Here is a 21,157-nt window from a genome sequence, read left to right as displayed (position 1 = left end):
CAATGATCGTTCCCACGCTCTGCGTGGGAACGCATCCCGTGACGCTCCGCGTCACCGCACAAGCCTCGACTTTTGCGCCATCAGTGGGACGCGGAGCGTCCGAGCGGGCATTCCCACGCAGAGCGTGAGAACGATCAAAAAAGGGCGCCGTGCATTGACTGCACGGCGCCCTTTTTAGTGCCCAGGGTTTACTGGTATTGCTGGTACGGATTGCCCTGGAACTGGTTGTTCTGCTGTGGCGCCTGCTGCTGACCAGGCTGGCCGTATTGCTGGCCAGGGATCGGGCCGAGGTTGACTTCGACGCGACGGTTCTGCGCACGGCCATTCACGTCGGCGTTGCTGGCAATCGGGTTATCCGGGCCGGCACCGCGTGCGCTCAGGTTGGCACCATTAACGCCTTGGGAGGTCAGGTAGTTGGCCACGCTCTGCGCACGGCGCTGGGACAGGTCCATATTCAGTTGGCGGCTACCGGTGCTGTCGGTGTAGCCAACGATCTGGATGGTGTTCTGGTTGAACTGCTTGAGAGAGTTGGCCAGGTTGTTCAGCGGCTGGTAGAAGCTGCTGGAGATCGCGTCCGAGTTGGTGGCGAAGGTAATGTTGCCCGGCATGATCAGCTTGATCTGGTCACCCTGGCGCTGCACCTCGACCCCGGTGTTCGCCATGCTTTCACGCAGTTTTTTCTCTTGCTGGTCGGCGTAGTAGCCATAGCCCGCCGCACCGGCACCCGCAACGACTGCGCCAATCAGCGCGCCCTTGCCACGGTTGTTATGGTCGATGGCCGCACCGGCCAATGCACCAGCCAGCGCACCGAGGCCGCCGTACTTGGCGGTTTTGCTCATGCCGCTTTCGGAACCATTGCTGGCCTGTCCCTGGCTGCCGTCATAAGGGTTAGGTGAGGCGCAGCCAGACAACAGGGCTACGGCGGTAGCGACAACAAGCAGACGACGCGGAGTGAACATGAAGGAAGCTCCTACTTTTGCATTCTGTGATGCAGAGGACATTGGCAATGGACCTGTGCCGAGTTTGGAACGCGACAAACGGCAAAAATTCCGTGGAGGGGAGCGTAAAGCATAGCTGTCTTTGGCTCGGGCCTGTGTCTGTGTGTCTGTACCGGTTTGTATCAGAGCCGACAACCCATCACGCACGCACGAAAGGATTCTCCCGCATCTCATCGCCCAGCAACGTATCCGGCCCATGCCCAGTGACCACCGTCGCGCCCTCGTCCAGCGTATACAAGCGCTGCTTGATCGACCGCACGATCGTCGCTTGGTCGCCACCCCATAAGTCCGTGCGCCCTACGCCGCGACGAAACAAGGTATCGCCGGCGATCAACAGCTTGGCGTCGGCGAACCAGAAACTCATCGAGCCCGGCGTATGCCCTGGGGTGTGCAAGGCTACGCCACAGCCGCAGGCCAGTTCTTCGTCATGCTCCAGCCAGCGATCCGGCGACGGTACCGGGACGTAGGGCACGCGAAACATCTGGCATTGCATTTCCAGGTTGTCCCATAGAAATTGATCATCTTTGTGCAGATGCAGCGTGGCGCCGGTCTTTTCTTTCAATTGACCGGAGGCGAGGAAATGATCGAGGTGAGCATGGGTGTGGATAATGCTCACCACCTTCAGGCCCAGCGCATCAAGGCGCGCCAGGATCAACTCGTGATTGCCACCGGGGTCGACTACGATGGCTTTTTTAGTGATCGGGTCGCCAATGATGGTGCAGTTGCACTGCAACGGGCCGACGGGAAAGGTTTCGCGAATCAACGGTTGTTTTTCAATAGTCATGGGTGTCCTGCAAGCTCTCTGGCGCGTTCCAAGTGCAGTATGGTGTAGCTTGCACCTGCTCTGGAAGGAGTCGATTGCGCGGTATATCCGCTGCTAAGCTACACAAGCGCCATTAAGTCCACCGCTGCAGTCAGTCGCATTTGGAGCAACACCCATGGCGAATCAACAGATCATCTGCGAACACTGCGACTGCGTGTACGAGAAAGTCACGCTCGCCAAACATCAAAAAGCCCTGTGTGTGCGTTGTTTTGGCGTGCTGCAGCGCTATAACGGCCTGTCGGTGCAGCAACGCCTCGCCCTGACGGTGACCGCCGCAGTGCTGTGGACCTTTGCGAACTTTTATCCGGTGATGAGCATCAGCCTGCAGGGCTTGAAAAACAGCGCGACGCTCTGGGATTCAGTCGTTGCATTGAGCCTGGGGCCGATTACGTTCATTGCTTTGGTCGCGGCGATTTCCATCATTATCGCGCCGGTGTTTCAGCTGCTGTTGCTGATCTGGGTGCTGAGTTTCGCGTTGGCCGGCAAGCGCTCGCCGGCATTCAAGCTGTGCATGCGCTGGCTCGAAGCACTCCGGCCCTGGAGCATGCTGGAGGTGTGCCTGCTGGGCGCGATGGTCGCGGTCTTCAAGCTGGCCGGCATGCTGGATGTGATCCCTGGCACCGGCCTGTTCGCCTTGGCCGCCCTGAGCCTGTTGCTGATCCGCATTGCCGGGCGCGATGTACGCGACCTGTGGGACACCGTATGAATTCACCGCCCACCGCCCGCGAGCTGAACCTGTGCCTGTGCCATACCTGCGGCCAGCCCTGCGACATGCGCCTTGAGCCCACCGAGTGCGATCGCTGTGGCGCCGCACTGCATCGGCGCAAGGTGCAGTCCCTGACCCGAACCTGGGCCTACATGCTCACCGCCCTCGCCTTTTATGTCCCGGCCAACTTACTGCCGGTGATGAACACCACCATGCTCGGCTCGGGCGCAGACAGCACCATCATGAGTGGCGTGCTGGAGTTCTGGCAGCATGGCGCCTGGGACATTGCGCTGATCATTTTCATCGCCAGCATTGCCGTGCCGGGTATCAAGTTCCTGTCGCTGGGGCTGCTGCTGGTCACCGTGCAGCGTAATAGCCAGTGGGCGCGCAAGGAGCGTTCAAAGCTGTTTCGGTTTATCGAACTGATCGGCTACTGGTCGATGCTCGATGTCATCGTGGTTGCCCTGGTGGCCGCGCTGGTGAAGTTTCAAGCCCTAGGCACGATCGAACCGCGCCTGGGCATTCTGTTTTTTGGCCTGGTGGTCGTGTTTACGATGCTGGCGGCCATGAGTTTTGATCCCCGGCTAATCTGGGAAAATCCACATAACGAGGAGACCTCGGATGAGCTCATCCAAGGCTGACACCCCTGCGGGGCAACCCGTGATCAAGACGCGTCGTTTCAGTGTCTCGCTGGTCTGGATCGTGCCGATTGTCGCCGTACTGGTGGGGATCTCGCTGGTGATTCACAGCGTCATGCAACAAGGGCCGACCATCGTCCTCAACTTCAAGACCGGCAGCGGGCTGGTTGCCAACAAAACCGAGGTCAAATACCGCAACGTGGTGATCGGCCAGGTAACCGCCGTGGCCCTGAGTGATGACCAGAAAAGCGTCAATGCCACCGTCGAGCTGGTCAAACAGGCCGAAAGTTTCACCCGCGAAGATTCAAAATTCTGGGTGGTGCGCCCGCGCATCGGCGCAGGCGGCGTGTCGGGCATCGACACGTTGTTGTCCGGCGACTACATCGGCGCAGACATTGGCCAGTCCGAGACTCGCGCCAAACACTTCACCGGCTTGGAAAACCCGCCGCCCATCACCTACGGCGAGCCGGGCAAGCGCTTCACCCTGCACACCCAGGCCTTGGGCTCCCTGGATATCGGCTCCCCCGTCTATTACCGCAAGATCCCGGTGGGCCAGGTAGTGGCCTATGAGCTGGACAACGAGGGCAAGGGCGTGAATGTCGAAATCTTCGTGCATGCGCCCAATGATGTGTACATCACTGAGAACACGCGTTTCTGGAATGCCAGCGGCGTCGACTTGAGCGTCGGTGCCAATGGCTTCGCGCTGAAAACCGAATCCTTGTCCTCCATGTTGATGGGCGGGATCGCCTTCCAGGCGCCGCCCTACAACCCCAATGACAAACCGGCCGAAGAAAGTCGCAGCTTTGACTTGTTCGAAGACCAGCAAAGCGCCCTCGCCCCGCCCAACGGCAAGGGGCAATACATGGTCCTGCGCTTCGATCAGGCCCTGCGTGGGCTGAAAGTCGACGCGCCGGTGGAGTTCCTCGGCGTCGAGTTCGGCAGGGTTGTATCGATCAACCTGGATTTCGATGCGAAGAAACGCACTTTCCCGGTCAATGTCGGCATCGTGATCTACCCGCAACTGCTCGGCGAGGCCCACACCAAGTTGCTCAAGGCCATGAACAATAACCCTGACGATGAGGCAGCCGGCGTACGCCTGATCGGCACCTTCATCGAAAACGGCCTGCGCGCCCAGGCCCGCAGCGGTAACTTGCTGACTGGCCAGCTGTACATCGCCCTGGACTTCTACCCCAAGGCCGAGAAAGTCGCGTTCGACCCGAACCAGCGCCCCGTGGGCATCCCCACGATCCCGGGCAACCTGGAACAACTGCAAGAGAAGTTCGAAGGCATCGTCAACAAGATCAGCCAACTGCCTGTCGAGCGCATTGCCGGCAACCTCGACGCCAGCCTGGTCGAACTGCGCAAGGGCCTGGCGCAATTCAACGCCAAGACGCTGCCGGGTGTGCAGACGACCTTGGCCGACGTGAGCAAGACCCTGCAATCGGCCAGTTCAACCCTGGCCGAAGACTCGCCGCAGCGTGAACAACTGACCCAGACCCTCGACGAGTTGGGGCGCATGTCGCGCTCCCTGCGCGAGCTTTCGGATTACCTGGGCCGGCATCCGGAGTCGCTGATTCGCGGCCGCCCCGATAACGCCGCACCGACGGACCTGCAAGGGCCACCCCGCAAATGACCATTGGAGCCGCCATGACATTGCCGTTGAAGATCACGTTGCTGAGCACCCTGCTGCTGCTCGGTGCCTGCCGCAGTGAACCCATCGCTTTTCATACCCTGACCCCGGCGCACTTGAGCCCGAGTACGCGAGCAGAGGCCGGCGGTGTGCGCATTGAGAGCATCAGCGTGCCGCCTCAGGTCGACCGCGCGCAGATCGTGATCCGCCAGGGCGACAGCGGCCTGGCGATTCTTGAAACCCAGTGGTGGGCCGCCACCCTCGCCGATGAACTGAGGAGCGCCTTGGTGGATCAATTAGCCAACAGCAATGCCCGGCAAGCCGTGGCTTTGCGCGTAGACGTGCAGCGGTTTGACTCGGTACCGGGGCAGTACGCATTGCTCGATGTGCGCTGGCGCGTGAGGCAAGTCAATGGCGATCGCCCGGCCTTGACCTGCCGCACCACCTTGCAATCACCCGCCGGGCCGAGCATCGACGATTTGGTGGTGGCGCATCAGAACAACCTCAAGCGTTTCGCGGCGCTGATCAATCAGACCGTCGACACCTCACTCAAAGGCTGCCCGACCACGCCATAAACCCAGGGCTCAGGCCAACAACCCCATGGCCTTGGCCCGCGCCACCGCCTGGGTACGACGCTCCACGCCGAGCTTGCTGTTGATATGGCTGGCGTGGGTCTTCACCGTGTGCAGGGAGATGAACAGCTGGTTGCTGATTTCCTGGTTTGAACAGCCTTGGGCAATCAGTTGCAGCACCGCCAGCTCTCGGGTGCTGAGGGTTTCCTGTTGAGGTGTGGCTTCAACTGCGCTGGCTTGGGGCAGCAACGCCAGCAAGCTCTGATTGAGCAGTCCATGGGAATCCTTGCCCAACTGATCGCGCATCCACTGCGGATAACCCTCCAACAACCGTTGAAACGGCTGCAACGCACCGCCCGAACCGGCTTCCAGGGCACGGGCGAATACCGGCCGGGCCTTGGCTTCCAGGCCATTATCCAGAAGTAACTGCACCTGCTGGACCAGCGCCATCAGGGCAATCATTTGGCGCCCACTGTCATGGGCCTGTTGGGCCAACGCTTCCAGGCGTTGCAGCGCGCTGTCGGGCTGATGGCGCGTGGCATCGAGCGCAGCTTGTTGCAGCTCGATATGTTGCGGCAGGTGCGGATGAAACTCGGGGGCGGCCGCGGCGTGCTCGCCGTTGTAGGTCTGCCCCAGGCGGGCCAGCCAGGCGTCGGCCAGGTCAGTGCGCCCCTGGGCCAGCCACAACTCGCATTTGATCAGGGTGATCATCGCCAGGTAATAGATCGGCGGCACATCCCAGATGTGCATCAAGCGCTCGGCCTCGGCCAGTTCGGCAAAAGCATGGGCAAACTCCCTACGCCGCCCTTCGAAGCTGGCGATGACGCAGTGCCCGATCAGCACGCTGATATCGCGGCAGGCACGGGCCTCGGCCAGGCCGGCGCGCAAACGCGCCAGGCCGGCCTCGGGCTGGTAACGCACCAGCAGCAGGTAGCCTTCGTACAGCGACAGGCGTGCGCGCACGGCATACAGGCGCTGGGGCGCCAGCCCATGCAGGCGCTCAAGGCCCTGGCGGACTTCATCCAGGGAACGCAGGATCTCCCCCCGCGCCTGCAGCACCCGGGCCCGGTCGTAATGGGCCAAGGCTTCAAACAAGGGGTTACCGACGCGCTGCGCCAGTTCCAACGATTCGCGGTTCAGGCCACGGGCGCGCCACAGGTCGGCATCGACGATCGCCAGGTTGGACAGGGTCGAAAGGCACATCAGGCGCTGGCCGTAACGCTTTTGCGGCAGGCTTTCCAACGCCTCTTGGCAATAGCGCTGGGTCAGCTCACGGTCCCCACGCCCACGGGCAATAATCCCGCTCAGCGCCAACCACTGGGCCAACATGGATTTTTGCGCGGTGGCCGACGGGGCCGGCAGGAAGCGGCTGAGGTAACTGGACAGCTCCTGTGCCGCATCCAATTGGCACGCCAGCCCCAACGCCCAGCTATACAGCACGATCAAACGTGGCGTGCTGATCAGCAGGCTGTCGGGCAAATCCATCTTCCAACGCAACAGCATGCCCACATTCTGCTCTGCCAGCAGCTGCTCTTCGGACAGGTTCTGCACCAGGTTCGCTGCCACATCCAGATGCCCGGCCCGCAGCGCCTGCTCCACCGCCTCGTCGATCAAGCCCTGGGCGTTAAACCAGCGACAGGCGCGCAAGTGCAAACTGGCCGGCGGCAAGGTGGCGCTTTTCTCGCGGCGGGTGCGCAGCAGGTCGGAGAACAAGTGGTGGTAGCGGTACCAATGGCCTTGCTCGTCCAACGGCACCAGGAACACTTGATGAGCCTGCAAATAGCGCAGGATTTCTGCGCTGTCATGGGCCTCGCGGACGGCGTCGCATAGTTCGCTGCAAAAGCGCTCCTGAGGTGCGGTGTCGTACAGGAACGCTTGTACCTCCGCAGGCAGGCAGTCGATGACTTCTTCGAGCAGGTAATCGCGAATCAGCCCCTCGCCACCGTGCAGGCTTTGCGGCAAGGCGCTCTCACTGCCGGCTTCGGAGGCCGCCAACAGCCAAAAGCGCAGGCCGGCGACCCAGCCCTCGCTACGGCGGATCAGGTTTTCCAACGCCTCGCCGCGCAATGCATTGCCGTGTCCATCCAGCACCGCCAGGGACTCGTCATGGGTCAGGCGCAGGTCTTGCTCATGCAGTTCCAACAGGTGCCGCGACAGGCGCAGGCGTGCCAGGTGCCAGTCCGGACGCTGCCGGCTGGTGACCAGCACCACCAGGCCATCAGGCAAATGATTGAGAAAAAACTGCAGGCAGCGATCCAGCACCGGGCCTTGGGCCAGGTGATAGTCATCCAGCACCAGCAATAACGGCGAACGTGCAGACAGGTGCACTGCCAGTTCGTCGAGCAGGCCATCGAGCCATTCTTCGAAAGCAAAGGGTTGGTGACGCTGGCGCATTTTCAGCAACCCCAGGGATTGGGCGCCGAGTTGCGGGAAATACTGTTGCAAGCCGTCGAGCAGCCGCTCCAGGAAACGGCCGGGGTCGCTATCCCGAGGGCTCAGGCCCAACCACAGGCTTTGCCACTGGGCAGGCAAGCCCTGGCAGAACTCCACCGCCAACGAACTCTTGCCAAACCCCGCAGGCGCGCTGACCAGCAACAGTCGCCCATCAAGGCCCGCATTCAGCCGTTCGCACAGGCGCGGGCGCAGCACGTAGCCGTCAGGCAGCGGGGGCCGGTAGAAGCGGCCTTCCAGGGTCGGCATCACCACACTGGCAGGCCCATGGGTTCGGGACAGATCAGTCATCGCCGGGCTCTTGTAGAAGGCTGTTGTCGGCATTGCAGATGTCCGCAGACTAGCGGTAAAAGCGGCGGGATTGTAGATCTTTGCAACAAATGGCTGAAAAAGAACTGCGACAAGAAATATCCCGTCCAGCCTCCTGGAAAGAAGTAGGAGCGAGCTTGCTCGCGAAGCGCTCAAAAACAACGCGCCCATCCAGGAATGATCGTTCCCACGCTCTGCGTAGGAATACAGACTTCGACGCTGCGCGTCGACTTTTGAGGCGTGACGCAGAGCGTCACGGGAAGCGCTCCCACGCAGAGCGTGGGAGCGATCAGTTAGCGAACGCCGTCCTGGCGCAGGGCCGCTGGGGTGAAGTCGCTGGTGCTGGCGGTGAAGCCGAAGTCATAGGCCTGCTTCTCTTCGTTCTTCATGCCCAGGGCCAGGTAGCGGCCGGACTGCAGGTCGTAGAGGGTTTCCAGGGCGTACCACGGCACTTGCTTGTCGTAGTAGTTCTCGGCATGTGCTTCGGCAACGCGCCACAGTTGGCCGCGACCGTCGTAGTGGTCGATCACCGCTGCTTGCCAGGTGTCTTCGTCGATGTAGAAGTCACGCTTGGCGTAGATGTGGCGCTGGCCTTCCTTCAAGGTGGCGACCACGTGCCAGACCCGGCGCAGCTCGTAGCGAGCCAGGTCCTGGTTGATGTGGCCAGCCTTGATGATGTCGGCGTACTTGAGCTTGGGATCGTCGACCTTGTAGCTGTTGGAGGCGATGTACATCTCTTTCTTGCCTTCCAGCTTCCAGTCGTAGCGGTCCGGCGCACCGTTGTACATGTCGAGGTTATCGGAGGTGCGCAGGCCATCGGCGGCAGTACCCGGCCCGTCATAGGACACTTGCGGCGCCCGACGCACACGGCGCTGCCCGGCGTTGTAGACCCAGGCCGAACGCGGCTCTTTGACCTGGTCCAGGGTTTCGTGCACCAGCAGTACACCACCGGCCAGGCGCGCTGGCGCAGTCACTTGCTGCTTGAAGTAGAACAGCACGTTGCCTGGGTTTTTCGGATCGAAGTCCTTCATCTTGTCGCGGAACACGAACTGGTCGCGGAAGTACACCAGGCTATAGGAACCGTTGGTTTGCGGGGTGGCCTGGGTAACCAGGCGGGTCACGCTGCCGCCGCGGTAACGGGTGATGTGGTTCCAGATAACCTCGACGCCGCTCTTGGGAATAGGGAACGGGACGGCGGTTTCGAAGTTTTCCAGGCCGTTGCCGCCGGACACCAGGTTGGTGGTGGTGGCGTTTTTCTTGATCGAGGCAAACACCTCGGCCGGCACGGTGGCGCCGCGATGGGTCGGGTACACCGGCATCTTGAAGCTGTCCGGGTAACGCTTGAACATCGCGTATTGCCCGGGGGCCAGCTTGTCTTTGTACTGCTCGACGTTCTGCGCAGTGATGGTGAACTGCGGTTGCTCGCTGGCATACGGGTTGGCGAGGAAACCACGGGCGTCCACCGCGCCGGCATTGGTCGGCAATGGCGACCATTTAGGAATGGTGCCGGCCGCGTTACCGGCCATCTCGGCGCCCATCGGGGTCAGGGTCGTGCCGAGCTTGGCGGCTTCATCTGCCGAGACTGCCGCCATGACGTTACTCGCCAGGATCGACAGCCCAAGCACACCCACGTGCAACAGACTTTTTGTTATTTTCATGCTCTGGTCTTCCTGAATACATGCCACTTGAAAAGAGTGTGCTTAGAAGTTGGCGCCGAAGCTCAAGGCGACAAAGTCGCGGTCATCCACGGTGCTGAACTTGCCACCAAAGAAGTTGGTATACGCCAGGCTCGCGGTGTAGGTGTTCTGGTATTCGGCATCCAGGCCCAGGCTGACCGCCTTGCGACCTTCTTCAAAGTTGCCGCCAGGGCCTGGCGAGTAACCTTTGACGTCGTGGGACCAGGCCACGTTGGGCTTGAGGTTCACGCCTGCGAACACGTCCGGGTATTCCCAGATGGCACGGGCGCGGTAGCCCCATGACGTTGCGGTGGTATAGCCGTCGTTATTGCAATTGGTGTTCAGGCCAGCAGCGTTGGGCAAGCCGGCGCCGTTGGCGGTGGAGTTGTTGAGGGCGTTGCAGAACCCACCTGGCAGCGTGCCTGGGCCGAACACCGGATCGCGGCCGTAACGAGCCTGGGATTTGCTTTCCAGGCCACCCACGTGGGTCACGCCGATTTCACCGACGGTGGTGAGGCGGCTGGCGCCCATGACCTGGTCGAAGAAGTGCGTGAAAGTGGTCTGGAACTGGGTGACTTCCTTGCGGTTGTAGCCGTGCAGGTCTTGGCCTGGCGTGCCCTTGAGCACGGACGCATTGCCAAAGCCGGGGATCGGCGTGACGCCGGCGAACAGAATGTCAGTGGTGCTCAACTGCACCGGCGCATTCGGACGGTAGCTCAACTCACCGCTCCAGGCGGTGCCGGTAGGCAAGGTGGTGGAGAAGCTCAGGCCGTAGAGGCGAATATCTTCCGGGTACTCGACGAAGTAGTTCGAGCTACCCGCCACGATCAACGGCCGCAAGGCCCCCAGTGGCCCCAGCGGACGCGTGTAGGCCGCCGATGGCGCGCCCTGCGCACTGAAGATCGGCGCACGGCTGTGGTAGTTCATGAAGTAGGCGCCGAATTCGGTATCCAGCGGTTCGAAGTTGTAGCGCATAGCGACGCCGAACTGGCCGCTGTCGCGTGCATCACGGTCCGGACCACGACGCACCAGTACGCCTTCGCTGTTCACGTCCACACCCAAGGCACCCAGAGTCGGCAGGGCGGCAGCAGGAATGGTGGAACGCTTGTTCAGTACCCGCAGGTTGTTGCTGCAACCATCGGAGATCACGTCCGGCTGCGAGAAGAACGTGCCGCAGTTATCGGTCACGGTCTGGTCCCACTCCAGTTGGTAAAACGCCTCGGCCGACAGGTTGTCGGTGAGCGACTGGGACACGTAGAACATGTTCACCGGGATCAAGCCTTCCTTGATCTCGGCCCCCGGACGACGAAACGCCGACACGTCGATCGGGTTGATGGAGTTGATGCCGCCGCCGATGAAGGTACTTTCGCCCCAGCTCACGACCTGCTTACCAAAACGCACGGAACCCGGCGCATCGGCAATCGAGTAGTTGTGGTAGACGAATGCATCGAGAATCTGCCCGCCCGAAGACTTGGCGCCTTCCTTGCGGTTGTTGTCGCTGATGTCCTTGAACGGACGGCTTTCGTCCTTGAGTTCGAAGTCGTACCAGTACTTGCCCCGCACAAACACACCGGTGTCGCCGTACTTCAGTTCCAGGTCGTGGATGCCCTTGAAGATCTTCGAGAACGTTTCGCCGCGCTTGAAGTTCAAGTGCCCGTCATCGGAGGTCTGGGACAGGCCCTTGCCGCCGTTGTTGGCACCGATCAGGTCACGATTGGGCTTGGCCGTGGACCAGCTCGCCCCCACGGAAAGCGACGAGTCAAAGCTCCCTTCGATTTCACCAATGTTGAAACTGACGCCGAATGCCGGCCCGGCGAGCGTAGAAGCGAGGCTGACGGCCAGGGGCAGTCTTGCCCGGCGCCAGAACTGGTTTACTGAGGTCATCGACGCTACTCCATGTGCATATTTTATTGTTATGGCAGTGAGCCCTTTCTTCAGATGTAACGGCCGGGATACAACGATTCCAATGCCGCATCGCCACCGAGCCTCCATGGCTCGAAGCGCAACATCCGCGAAAAACTCTGAAAGGGACTATAGCCAGAGGGGGGTAGTGCTTGATCCCTCTAAAGTGTGATTTGCATCACCAACCTGTCTGCCACAACCCTTTCGCCACGCCGACGAAGGTCGACGCGGGAAGGATGGCTGAAATTCGGCAAATCACAAGTAAAGGCTTGATATAGAGCATTGCCGCGCCCGAACGGGCGCGGCGAGAGGGTTTAGAGCGTGGACAGGAACGTGCTGTTGTTGGCCTGCCATTCGATGATGTCGACACGGATACGTTTCTTGTCGAGCTTGCCGACGCTGGTCTTGGGAATTTCAGTAACAACGGCGATCTGGCTCGGGATCGCCCACTTGCTCAAATGGCCCAGCTCGACAAAAGGCTTGAGGTGTTCCTTGAGCTCTCGCGCATCGATCACATGCCCTTCACGCACCACCAACAAGGCGAAGGGGCGCTCGCCCCATTGCGGATCGGCGATGCCTACCACCGCCACTTCCCGTACGGCGGGGTGACGGCTGACCAGATCTTCGAGGGCCAGGGAGGAGATCCATTCGCCGCCGGTCTTGATCACATCCTTGATGCGATCACGGATATCAATCACGCCGAAGGCATCCAGCGTAGCCACATCACCGGTGTGCAACCAGCCACCGGCCCATAGCTCGGCGCCCTTGTGCGGCTCGTTGTAGTAACCCTCGGTCAGCCACGGCGCGCGCAGCACCAGTTCGCCCTGGGTTTCGCCATCGGCGGGCAGAAAACGACCGTCGGTGTCCATGATTGCCGCTTCGACCAACGGCCCCGGGACACCGGCCTTGATGCGGTAGGTGGTGCGCTCATCTTCGCTGCCAGCCATCAACTCATCATTGAGGTGAGCGCAGGATACCAGCGGCCCGGTCTCGGACATGCCATATGCAGCGGTCAGTTGAATGCCTCGGGCCTTGGCGGCTTCGTACAGCGAACGGTTCAGGGCGCTGCCGCCGATGACGATTTTCCAACCGCCGAAATCCACGTTCTGCGCAGCCTTGGCGTTGAGCACCATTTGCAGAATGGTCGGCACACAGTGGGAGAACGTCACCTTCTCCTTGCGCCACAGTTCCACCAGGTATTCCGGGTCGTAGCGGCCGGGGTACACCTGTTTCAGCCCGAGCATGGTCGCCACATACGGCAAGCCCCAGGCGTGTACGTGGAACATCGGCGTGATCGGCATGTACACGTCGTTGGTGCCCAGCAGCCGCACGCTGTCGACGCTGCCCATGATGGTCGCTACGCCAATGGTGTGCAGCACCAGTTGCCGATGGGTGAAGTACACGCCCTTGGGGTTGCCGGTGGTGCCGGTGGTGTAGAAGGTGGTGGCGACCGAGTTTTCGTCGAAGTCCTTGAAGTCATAGGTGGGGCTGGCGGCGGCCAGCAGGGTTTCGTACTCACCTACCAGGTTGGGCAGCTCGGCGGTGTGGGTGTCACCATCGGTAATCAATAAGGTCTTGTCGACGGTAGTGAGCTGCCCGGCAATCGCCTGGTAGAGCCCCACGAACTCACTGTTGACCAGCACAAAGCGGTCTTCGGCGTGGTTCATGGTGTACAGAATCTGTTCTGGCGACAGACGCACGTTGATAGTGTGAATCACCGCGCCGATCATCGGGATGGCGAACATACACTCCAGGTAACGGTGGCTGTCCCAGTCCATCACCGCCACCGTGTCACCGGCCTTGACCCCGGCTTCGGTCAGCACATTGGCCAGGCGAGCGACGCGCTCGATCAGCGTCGGGTAGCTGTAGCGCAGCTTGTCGCGATAGATAATTTCCCGGGTTTTCTCGTAGCGAGTCCCGGACATCAACAGGCGCTTGATCAACAGCGGGTATTGGTACGCACCTTCGGCGGGCGGGATAACACGGGTCTGCAACATAAGAATCCCTTTAATGACTGCACGGTCTTGGCTTGAAGACCTGCACTGTAGAGCGCTTATGTTTCAGCCAAATCAGCCAAAGGAATGATTTGCAGGGGCCAGTAAATGCTAGCGTTACGCCATTACCGAGGACCTAATGAGACCCAATGTGGGAGCGGGCTTGCTCGCGAATGCGGAGTGTCAGCCGGTATATCTTTGACTGAAGCACCGCATTCGCGAGCAAGCCCGCTCCCACATCTGGATTGTGCTCACTTGAGAAAAATGATTATTTCATGCTGGTAAAGGCCAGTTTCACCCCGATGGCAATCAACACCGCGCCCATGGTCCGATCAAACCAATGACCCATCTTTGCAAACCCGGCGCGCACGCGCTGCTGGCTGAACAACATGGCCACTAGGCAAAACCACAACGCAGTCGCCACCGCCAGGTACACCCCATAACCGGCCTGCACTGCCAGCGGCGTGTGCGGGTTGATCACTACGGTGAACAGCGACAGAAAGAACAGCGTGGCCTTGGGGTTCAAGCCATTGGTCACAAAACCTGCGGTAAACGCGCCGCGTGGGGTGCGCTCGCCCGCTTCACGGTGCAACTCGCCCTCGGCCGCAGGCTTGGCCGGCTGGGCGCGCAGGGCCTTGAAGCCAATGTAAAGCAGGTACGCGGCTGCGGCCCACTTCAACGCATTGAACAACACAATGGACTGGGACACGATCAAGCCGATACCCAGCAACGAGTAACCCACATGCAGGAAAATCGCCGAACCGACGCCCAAGGCCGTCCAGGTTCCAGCACGGCGGCCATGGGTCACGCTTTCACGCACCACCACGGCGAAATCCGGGCCGGGGCTCGCCACTGCCAACAAGTGAATCAAGGCTACGGTCAAAAACTCGGCGACGTACATGCTCACTCCATTAAGTAACTGATTATTTCATCTGATAGGCTCGGCAGATTACGCCTTCGAACCTCGTCGCAAAAGGTACAGTTGATCATGAACAATCGCCGCGCCGTCTTCCTCGACCACCCTTCCCTGGACTTGGGCGACCTCGACCTCAGCGGTTTGCATGGCTGCTTCAGCCAGCTGCAGTTGTTTGAACAGACCACGCCCGAGAATGTGCTGGAGCGCTTGCAGGGCGCCCAAGTCGCCATCAGCAACAAAATCCCGCTCACGGCCCAAACCCTGGCGGCCTGCCCCGAGCTCAAGCTGATCCTGGTGTCGGCCACCGGCACCAACAATATCGACCTTGAAGCGGCCCGCGCCCAGGGGATTACCGTGAGCAACTGCCAGGGTTACGGCACGCCGTCGGTGGCGCAACATACGATCATGCTGTTGCTCAACCTCGCCACGCGCTTGAAGGATTACCAACAGGATGTGGCCGCTGGCAAATGGCAGCATGCCAAACAGTTTTGCCTGCTGGACCATCCGATCGTCGAACTGGAAGGCAAAACCCTCGGCCTGCTCGGCCATGGTGAATTGGGCAGTGCCGTGGCACGCCTGGCCGAAGCGTTCGGCATGCGCGTGATGCTCGGCGCGATACCTGGGCGCCCTGCCCGCGCCGACCGTGTGCCGCTGGACGAATTGCTGACCCAGGTCGATGCGCTGACCCTGCATTGCCCACTCAATGAACACACCCGCGACTTTATCGGCGCCCGTGAACTGGCCTTGCTCAAGCCCGGCGCATTTGTGGTCAATACTGCGCGCGGTGGTTTGATCAATGAACAGGCCCTGGCCGACGCGCTGCGAAGTGGTCACCTTGGCGGCGCGGCAACTGATGTGCTGAGTGTCGAGCCGCCAGTCAATGGCAACCCGCTGCTGGCGGGAGACATTCCACGCTTGATCGTCACGCCCCATAACGCCTGGGGCAGTCGCGAAGCACGGCAGCGTATCGTTGGCCAGCTCACGGAAAACGCCCAGGGCTTTTTCAACGGCGCCCCGCTGCGCGTCGTCAGTTGATAAACTGCGCCCCTTTTCAAGGAGCAGACTATGGATCCGCGCAGTGAAGTACTGCTTCGACAGGCCGAACTTTTTCAAGGCAACCTGCTGCTCGTAGGTTTGCCTGCCGACGATTTGCTTGGGCGCCTGCCCAATGCCCACGGCTGGTGCTGGCATGCCGGTGACCAGGCGGCGCTCGATGCGCGCTTCGCCGAACGCAGCCAGTTTGGCGTGACAGTGCCCGAGCGCGCCTTTGATGCGGCGGTGATTTTCCTGCCCAAGTCCAAAGACCTCACCGACTACCTGCTCAACGCCGTGGCCGCGCGCCTGCCTGGCGTCGAGCTGTTTCTGGTGGGCGAGAAAAAGGGGGGTATCGAAAGTGCCGCCAAGCAGATGGTTCCGTTCGGCAAACCGCGCAAGCTCGATAGCGCACGGCATTGCCAACTATGGCAGGTCACTGTCGCTAACGCGCCGCAAGCCGTGGAGCTTGAGAGCCTGGCGCAGGTCTTCGACGTACCTCTGGCAGAAGGCCCGCTGAAGGTAGTGAGCTTGCCAGGGGTGTTCAGCCATGGCCGCCTGGACCGCGGCACCGAGTTGTTGCTGGAGCACTTGGACAAGCTGCCCAGCGGCAACCTGCTCGATTTCGGTTGCGGCGCTGGCGTACTGGGGGCTGCGGTCAAACGCCGCTACCCGCATAACACCGTGACAATGCTGGATGTGGACGCCTTCGCCGCTGCCAGCAGCCGCCTGACGCTGGCAGCGAACGGCCTGGAAGCCGACGTGTTGACCGGCGACGGAATCGACGCGGCGCCCATGGGTTTAAACGCGATTTTGAGCAACCCGCCGTTCCATGTCGGCGTGCACACCGATTATTTCGCCACGGAGAACCTGCTGCGAAAAGCAGCGAAACACCTGGCAAAAGGTGGCGAACTTCGCCTGGTTGCCAATAGCTTCCTGAAGTACCAGCCACTGATCGAAGAGCATTTGGGCATCTGCGCAATCAAGGCCGAAGGCAATGGTTTTCGCGTTTACCGCGCCAAGCGCCCCTGACGGACGTTTGAAAAAGAACGCTTGCCGAATGGATTTTGCCTAGGCAGAATCCGCAGCGTCCTAGGGGAGTAGTCTCCCACGAGCCCATGCTCGTCCGGCATACGTCAACATACTTGGTCAGCAGACCATGGCGTATGCGACCCAGGAGTCCGCACAGACGGACCGGGGTTTGACAAGACCTATGACACGCACACCTTACCCGGGGCGGGAAGGCTGTACGTGTCATAGCCGTGTCGACCCGCCCCTGGAAACTACCTGATGCTGGATTCACTACTCGTTCCTACCGCAATCGTTGCCTTGGCCGAAATCGGCGACAAGACGCAACTGCTCGCACTCATCCTTGCTGCCCGCTTTCGCAAGCCCTGGCCGATCATCGCCGGCATCGTTGCCGCGACCCTGGCCAACCATGCGGCGGCCGGTGCCGTGGGCGCCTGGTTCGGGAGTTTCTTCTCGGATGCGGTGCTGCACTGGATCCTCGCCGCGAGCTTCTGCGCCACGGCGCTTTGGACCCTGGTGCCGGACAAACTCGATGATGACGAAGCCAGTACCACCCGTAAGTTCGGGCCCTTCCTGACCACCTTGATTGCGTTCTTCCTCGCCGAAATCGGTGACAAAACCCAGATCGCCACGGTGATGCTGGCGGCGCAATACCCGGAACTGTGGCTGGTGATTATCGGTACCACCCTGGGCATGTTGATTGCCAACGTGCCGGTGGTGCTGGCGGGGAATTTTGCCGCGGAGAAACTGCCGCTGACCTTGATTCGTCGCTTGGCGGCTACGGCGTTCTTCGTGCTGGCGATTATTGCAGTGTACAAGGCCATGCAGAGCAGCGGCTGGATCTAAGGCAAACACGGAAGATGGTTTGCCCTGATGCCTGTAGGAGCGAGCTTGCTCGCGAAAAACTCACCGGCGCCGCGTTTATTCAGGCAACACGCGTTATCGTTGACGTTTTTCGCGAGCAAGCTCGCTCCTACACGGCGTCGATCAGGACTTCTTGGCCTGCTGGTAGAGCGGCATCACCTTCGGAATCGCCGCCTGCAAGGACGCGATGCGGCTGTCCGAAGCCGGGTGCGTGCTCATGAATTCCGGCGGTGCGCCTTCCGAAGCCTTGGCCATCTTGTTCCACAACGTGATGGCCGCGTTCGGGTTGTAGCCAGCGCGGGCCGCCAGCTCCAGGCCGATCAGGTCGGCTTCGTTTTCGTTGCTGCGGCTGTTGGGCAAGGTCATGCCGTAGTTGGCCACGGTATCGGCCAGTGCCAGGCTGTCCTGGCCGAGACCGAATATTGCCCCGGCGCCCTGCTTGGCCATCTGGATACCGTAGGCCTTGGACATGGCTTCGCGGCCGTGTTCACGCAGTGCGTGGGCGATTTCATGACCCATCACGGCAGCCAGCTCGTCATCGGTGAGCTTGAGGTTGTCGATCAAGCCGCTGTACACCAGGATCTTGCCGCCTGGCCCGCAGTTGGCGTTCATCTCATCGCTTTTGATCAGGTTCACGTCCCAGTTCCACTGGGCCGCATCCGCGCGGAAAGTCGGAGCCTGGGCGATCAGGCGCTTGGCAATGGCCTGCACGCGCTTGGCGTTGGCGCTGGTCTTGTCCAGCACCCCTTTGCTGCTGGCTTCACCCAGGGTCTGCTGATAAGACTGGGCATACATCTGGTCGACTTCCTGACTCGACAGCATGCTGAACATGTACTGCTTGCGCTCTACCCCAACGGCGCCGCCGCTGGTGGTATTGACCGACTGGCAACCCGCCAGCAGCATTGCTGCAACCAAACCACTTACCACCAATGACTTCTTCATGAACACGCTCCCTGAAAACATGGCGCGTATCGTAGGCGGTCATTTGTATCTGCGCCAGATACCCTGGACGTTTAACCGCTGAATTTAAGATACATCCGAACGCGGCTCGACGGACAAAGCTCATGCCGGGGTCAGGCACTCCGGCCCATTGAGCTTCGGATCGTTGACCATATTGGCCAGCACCCGCTCGCGCAGCACGGCAGGCTCAGCCGCCAGCAGGCCCTGTAGCACCTGCAGCGGAGTCTCGGGGTCGAGCCAGGCGGCCTGCCCTGCCGCGTCCAGGATCAATGGCCGCCGCTGACTTTGCGCCGCTTGGGTAACCACCGCCGTGCTCAGCCACACCTGCTCCTGCACCGGATACGCTTCCCACACTGCGGCAAAGAACAACGTGGAGCCCTCCCCCGGCGTGAGCCAGTACGGGCGCTTGCGCTGGGTGCCGCGCCACTCATAAAAGCCATTGGCGGGCAGCAGGCAACGGCGCAAGCGGAAGGCTTCACGAAACATCGGTTGTTCGGCCAGGGTTTCTGCGCGAGCGTGGGCCGGGGTGCGCGACAGGTCTGTCAGCCAGGGCGGTGTGAGGCCCCAACGGGCACGCGCCAGGGTGAGTTGGCCCTCGCTCAGGCGCTGGATCAGCACCGAATCATTCGGGGAGATGTTCCACTGGGCCTGCTGGTCGGCGGGGAAGCCGGGCAAGGCAGCAAAGGCAGGGTTCCAGCGAAACAGGGCATAACGTCCACACATGGGGCAACACGACTCTTGGGTAAACCGACCGACAGCCTAACAGACCAACACGTCAGGGAAGCTGTCGGGTTCGTCGCCGGGCAAGGGTTGGGCGCCGATATAGGCGGTGATCAGTTCGCGGGCGCAGGCGGCCTGGTCGTTGTCGACCTCCAGCCCCAGCAAGCCGAATATCGGCAACTCGCCCGTGCCGCCGAGCAAATGGCGCCCCACCAGGTGCGCCTCGATACCTTCACTGGCAAGCATCTGCTGCAACAACTCGCCCTCCATCAGATTTTCCGGTTCGTAGATTCGCTGCATGGGCGTACCTTTTTATTCGTTCTCGCTGCGCATTATTCATTTTCGCTGCGGGTTTCAAGCATCCACTCTTCACCATCAACTTGCAGGTCGAACGTGATCGGCCGGCAACACACTTGGCAGTCTTCTATATAGGTCTGGTCCCCGCCAGACAAATCCACCGTCGTCTCGACCGCTTCGCCACAATAAGGACAATCGTACAGCGCAGTTTCGAGCATCGCAGTCTCCTAGGTGACTTGTGCGTATAATCGCCGGTCTATTTACAGGGCTATTCTTGGCCGGCCCCTTATTCGGACCGCACCCTGACATTTCCTTTTACTTACCCTAGCCGTTTCTAACAAGAGAGCATGATGGGCGAATTCGATACCATCCGACCTTACAACGACAGCGAAGTCCCGGCAGTGCTGGCGCGCCTGTTCAGTGACAAGGCCTTTCTGGACATCCTGACCCACTTCCGCTTCCCGCGCTTTGCAGGCGCCCTGGGCTGGCTGCTCAAGCCAATGATTGCGCGCAAACTGCGCCGCGAGTTCGCTGGCGTCACCACCGTGGCCACGCTGCAGGACAAGGTCGAGTACTACGTTGACCACACCATTGACCGGGCGACCGACGGCGTGACCTATACCGGCGTCGAGCAACTGAAATCCGGCACCGCCTACCTGTTCCTGGCCAACCACCGCGACATCGTGATGGACCCGGCCTTCGTCAACTACGCCGTGTACCACGCCGGCCTGCCGACGCCGCGCATCGCCATCGGCGACAACCTGCTGCAAAAGCCGTTTGTCAGCGACCTGATGCGCTTGAACAAGAGCTTCATCGTGCACCGTTCGATCACCGGGCGAAAGGAGAAGATGGCGGCTTACAACTTGCTGTCGGCCTACATCAACCATTCGATCCGCAACGACTGCCAGTCGATCTGGATTGCCCAGGCTGAAGGCCGGGCCAAGGATGGCGATGACCGTACCGAATCGGCGATCCTCAAGATGTTCCACGTCAGCCGCAAGGACGAGCCATTTGCCGAGGTCATCCAGTCGTTGAACCTGACGCCTGTGTCCATCAGCTACGAGTACGACCCCTGCGATGCCGCCAAGGCCCGCGAGCTGTATATCCGCGCCACCACCGGCACCTACACCAAGGCACCGGGAGAGGATGATGTGAGCATTGCCTTGGGCATTACCGGCTATAAAGGCCGAGTGCACGTGAACTTTGCGCCGCCGATCACCGAGCGTTTCGAAGACACCAAGCTGCTGGCCGCGGAAATGGACCGGCAGATCCTCGGTGGCTACCGCTTGTTTCCGGTGCACTACCTGGCGTACGCGCAGTGGAGTGATGCCGACCCGCAATTGCAGGTGCCCAAGGCGGCGGACGTGTTCCCGGCCGATGAGCTGGCCAAGGCGAAGGCGGAATGGGAGCGGCGCTTGAACGAGTGCCCGGCGGAGCACCGGCCTTATCTGGTGGTGCAGTATGCGACGCCGGTACGCAACCAATACCGAGTCAAGGCTGGGATCCCCCTGTAATAGTGAGCCCACAGGGGATATGTGGCAGGCGCTGACTCTGCGGGCAGTACATGGCCAGTGTGGGAGCTGGCTTGCCTGCGATAGCGTTGGTTCAGTTAAAGATTCAGTGGCTGATACACCGCCTTC

The 21,157-nt window shown here is 60.9% G+C and carries 19 protein-coding genes and 1 riboswitch; of the genes, 8 read left to right on the top strand and 11 right to left on the bottom strand.

The features are described from left to right. Positions 1-188 precede the first annotated feature (188 nt). A complete protein-coding gene (locus JFT58_RS14490; protein WP_019816951.1) occupies positions 189-959 on the bottom strand; it encodes an OmpA family lipoprotein in 771 nt (256 codons plus the stop codon). A 178-nt stretch (positions 960-1,137) separates the two neighbouring features. Next, positions 1,138-1,782, bottom strand: a complete 645-nt coding sequence (locus JFT58_RS14485) for an MBL fold metallo-hydrolase (RefSeq protein WP_034126333.1) — start codon at positions 1,780-1,782, stop codon at positions 1,138-1,140. A 154-nt stretch (positions 1,783-1,936) separates the two neighbouring features. Between JFT58_RS14485 and JFT58_RS14480 the strand changes: the two genes are divergently transcribed. Genes JFT58_RS14480 through JFT58_RS14465 form a run of 4 tightly spaced genes read left to right on the top strand, consistent with a single transcriptional unit; the run spans position 1,937 to position 5,370 of the window. Continuing rightward, the gene (locus JFT58_RS14480; protein WP_034126332.1) at positions 1,937-2,527 is read left to right on the top strand and encodes a paraquat-inducible protein A; all 591 of its coding nucleotides are present in this window, start codon (positions 1,937-1,939) and stop codon (positions 2,525-2,527) included. After that, a complete protein-coding gene (locus JFT58_RS14475) occupies positions 2,524-3,168 on the top strand; it encodes a paraquat-inducible protein A (protein WP_014716963.1) in 645 nt (214 codons plus the stop codon). Before JFT58_RS14480 ends, JFT58_RS14475 begins: the two co-directional genes overlap by 4 nt. After that, the gene (locus tag JFT58_RS14470; protein WP_054897006.1) at positions 3,149-4,798 is read left to right on the top strand and encodes a PqiB family protein; all 1,650 of its coding nucleotides are present in this window, start codon (positions 3,149-3,151) and stop codon (positions 4,796-4,798) included. The genes JFT58_RS14475 and JFT58_RS14470 overlap by 20 nt, the downstream gene beginning before the upstream one ends. Before the next feature lie 14 nt (positions 4,799-4,812). Then, positions 4,813-5,370: a PqiC family protein gene (locus JFT58_RS14465; protein ID WP_054897007.1), complete on the top strand. Its 558-nt coding sequence runs from the start codon at positions 4,813-4,815 to the stop codon at positions 5,368-5,370. A gap of 9 nt (positions 5,371-5,379) precedes the next feature. Here the strand turns inward: JFT58_RS14465 and JFT58_RS14460 are convergent, their stop codons facing one another. The 5 genes from JFT58_RS14460 to JFT58_RS14440 form a co-directional block, all read right to left on the bottom strand. Further along, positions 5,380-8,109, bottom strand: a complete 2,730-nt coding sequence (locus JFT58_RS14460; protein WP_054897008.1) for a LuxR C-terminal-related transcriptional regulator — start codon at positions 8,107-8,109, stop codon at positions 5,380-5,382. Positions 8,110-8,420: 311 nt separating this feature from the next. Continuing rightward, a complete protein-coding gene (locus JFT58_RS14455) occupies positions 8,421-9,785 on the bottom strand; it encodes a DUF1329 domain-containing protein (protein WP_034126328.1) in 1,365 nt (454 codons plus the stop codon). 42 nt (positions 9,786-9,827) lie between these two features. Continuing rightward, positions 9,828-11,687, bottom strand: coding sequence for a DUF1302 domain-containing protein (locus tag JFT58_RS14450; RefSeq protein WP_003188640.1), 1,860 nt, complete (start codon positions 11,685-11,687; stop codon positions 9,828-9,830). Positions 11,688-12,019: 332 nt separating this feature from the next. Next, positions 12,020-13,702, bottom strand: coding sequence for a fatty acid--CoA ligase (locus JFT58_RS14445; protein WP_054897009.1), 1,683 nt, complete (start codon positions 13,700-13,702; stop codon positions 12,020-12,022). 265 nt (positions 13,703-13,967) lie between these two features. Next, positions 13,968-14,600, bottom strand: coding sequence for a LysE family translocator (locus JFT58_RS14440; protein ID WP_014716957.1), 633 nt, complete (start codon positions 14,598-14,600; stop codon positions 13,968-13,970). An 84-nt stretch (positions 14,601-14,684) separates the two neighbouring features. Here JFT58_RS14440 and JFT58_RS14435 point away from each other — a divergent pair, with 84 nt between their 5' ends. From JFT58_RS14435 to JFT58_RS14425, 3 genes are all read left to right on the top strand, one after another. Further along, positions 14,685-15,650, top strand: a complete 966-nt coding sequence (locus JFT58_RS14435; RefSeq protein WP_054897035.1) for a 2-hydroxyacid dehydrogenase — start codon at positions 14,685-14,687, stop codon at positions 15,648-15,650. Positions 15,651-15,680: 30 nt separating this feature from the next. Beyond that, positions 15,681-16,679, top strand: a complete 999-nt coding sequence (locus JFT58_RS14430) for a class I SAM-dependent methyltransferase (RefSeq protein ID WP_054897010.1) — start codon at positions 15,681-15,683, stop codon at positions 16,677-16,679. Between the two features lie 50 nt (positions 16,680-16,729). Continuing rightward, a riboswitch (yybP-ykoY riboswitch) is annotated at positions 16,730-16,850 on the top strand. An 87-nt stretch (positions 16,851-16,937) separates the two neighbouring features. Then, on the top strand, positions 16,938-17,522 hold the full coding sequence (locus JFT58_RS14425) for a TMEM165/GDT1 family protein (protein WP_054897011.1): 585 nt from the start codon (positions 16,938-16,940) through the stop codon (positions 17,520-17,522). A 141-nt stretch (positions 17,523-17,663) separates the two neighbouring features. Here JFT58_RS14425 and JFT58_RS14420 read toward each other — a convergent pair whose 3' ends face one another. The 4 genes from JFT58_RS14420 to JFT58_RS14405 all read right to left on the bottom strand — a co-directional run bounded on the left by JFT58_RS14420 (position 17,664) and on the right by JFT58_RS14405 (position 19,735). Then, positions 17,664-18,482 carry a M48 family metallopeptidase gene (locus tag JFT58_RS14420; protein ID WP_014716953.1) on the bottom strand — a complete coding sequence of 273 codons (819 nt, stop codon included), beginning with the start codon at positions 18,480-18,482 and terminating at the stop codon, positions 17,664-17,666. A gap of 120 nt (positions 18,483-18,602) precedes the next feature. Continuing rightward, positions 18,603-19,223 carry an SOS response-associated peptidase gene (locus JFT58_RS14415; protein WP_034126325.1) on the bottom strand — a complete coding sequence of 207 codons (621 nt, stop codon included), beginning with the start codon at positions 19,221-19,223 and terminating at the stop codon, positions 18,603-18,605. Positions 19,224-19,259: 36 nt separating this feature from the next. Then, positions 19,260-19,520 carry a putative signal transducing protein gene (locus JFT58_RS14410; protein ID WP_032893538.1) on the bottom strand — a complete coding sequence of 87 codons (261 nt, stop codon included), beginning with the start codon at positions 19,518-19,520 and terminating at the stop codon, positions 19,260-19,262. 32 nt (positions 19,521-19,552) lie between these two features. Beyond that, complete coding sequence (locus tag JFT58_RS14405) at positions 19,553-19,735, bottom strand: CPXCG motif-containing cysteine-rich protein (protein WP_054897012.1); 183 nt, start codon at positions 19,733-19,735, stop codon at positions 19,553-19,555. 132 nt (positions 19,736-19,867) lie between these two features. On the opposite strand from JFT58_RS14405, the gene JFT58_RS14400 reads away from it, so the two are divergent. Further along, positions 19,868-21,031 carry a 1-acyl-sn-glycerol-3-phosphate acyltransferase gene (locus tag JFT58_RS14400; protein WP_169918829.1) on the top strand — a complete coding sequence of 388 codons (1,164 nt, stop codon included), beginning with the start codon at positions 19,868-19,870 and terminating at the stop codon, positions 21,029-21,031. The last annotated feature ends 126 nt before the right edge of the window (positions 21,032-21,157 follow it).

Source organism: Pseudomonas sp. MF6767 (genome assembly GCF_016405475.1).
GTDB classification, from domain to species: Bacteria; Pseudomonadota; Gammaproteobacteria; order Pseudomonadales; family Pseudomonadaceae; genus Aquipseudomonas; species Aquipseudomonas paracarnis.
This window is presented reverse-complemented; position numbering and strand designations above follow the sequence as displayed.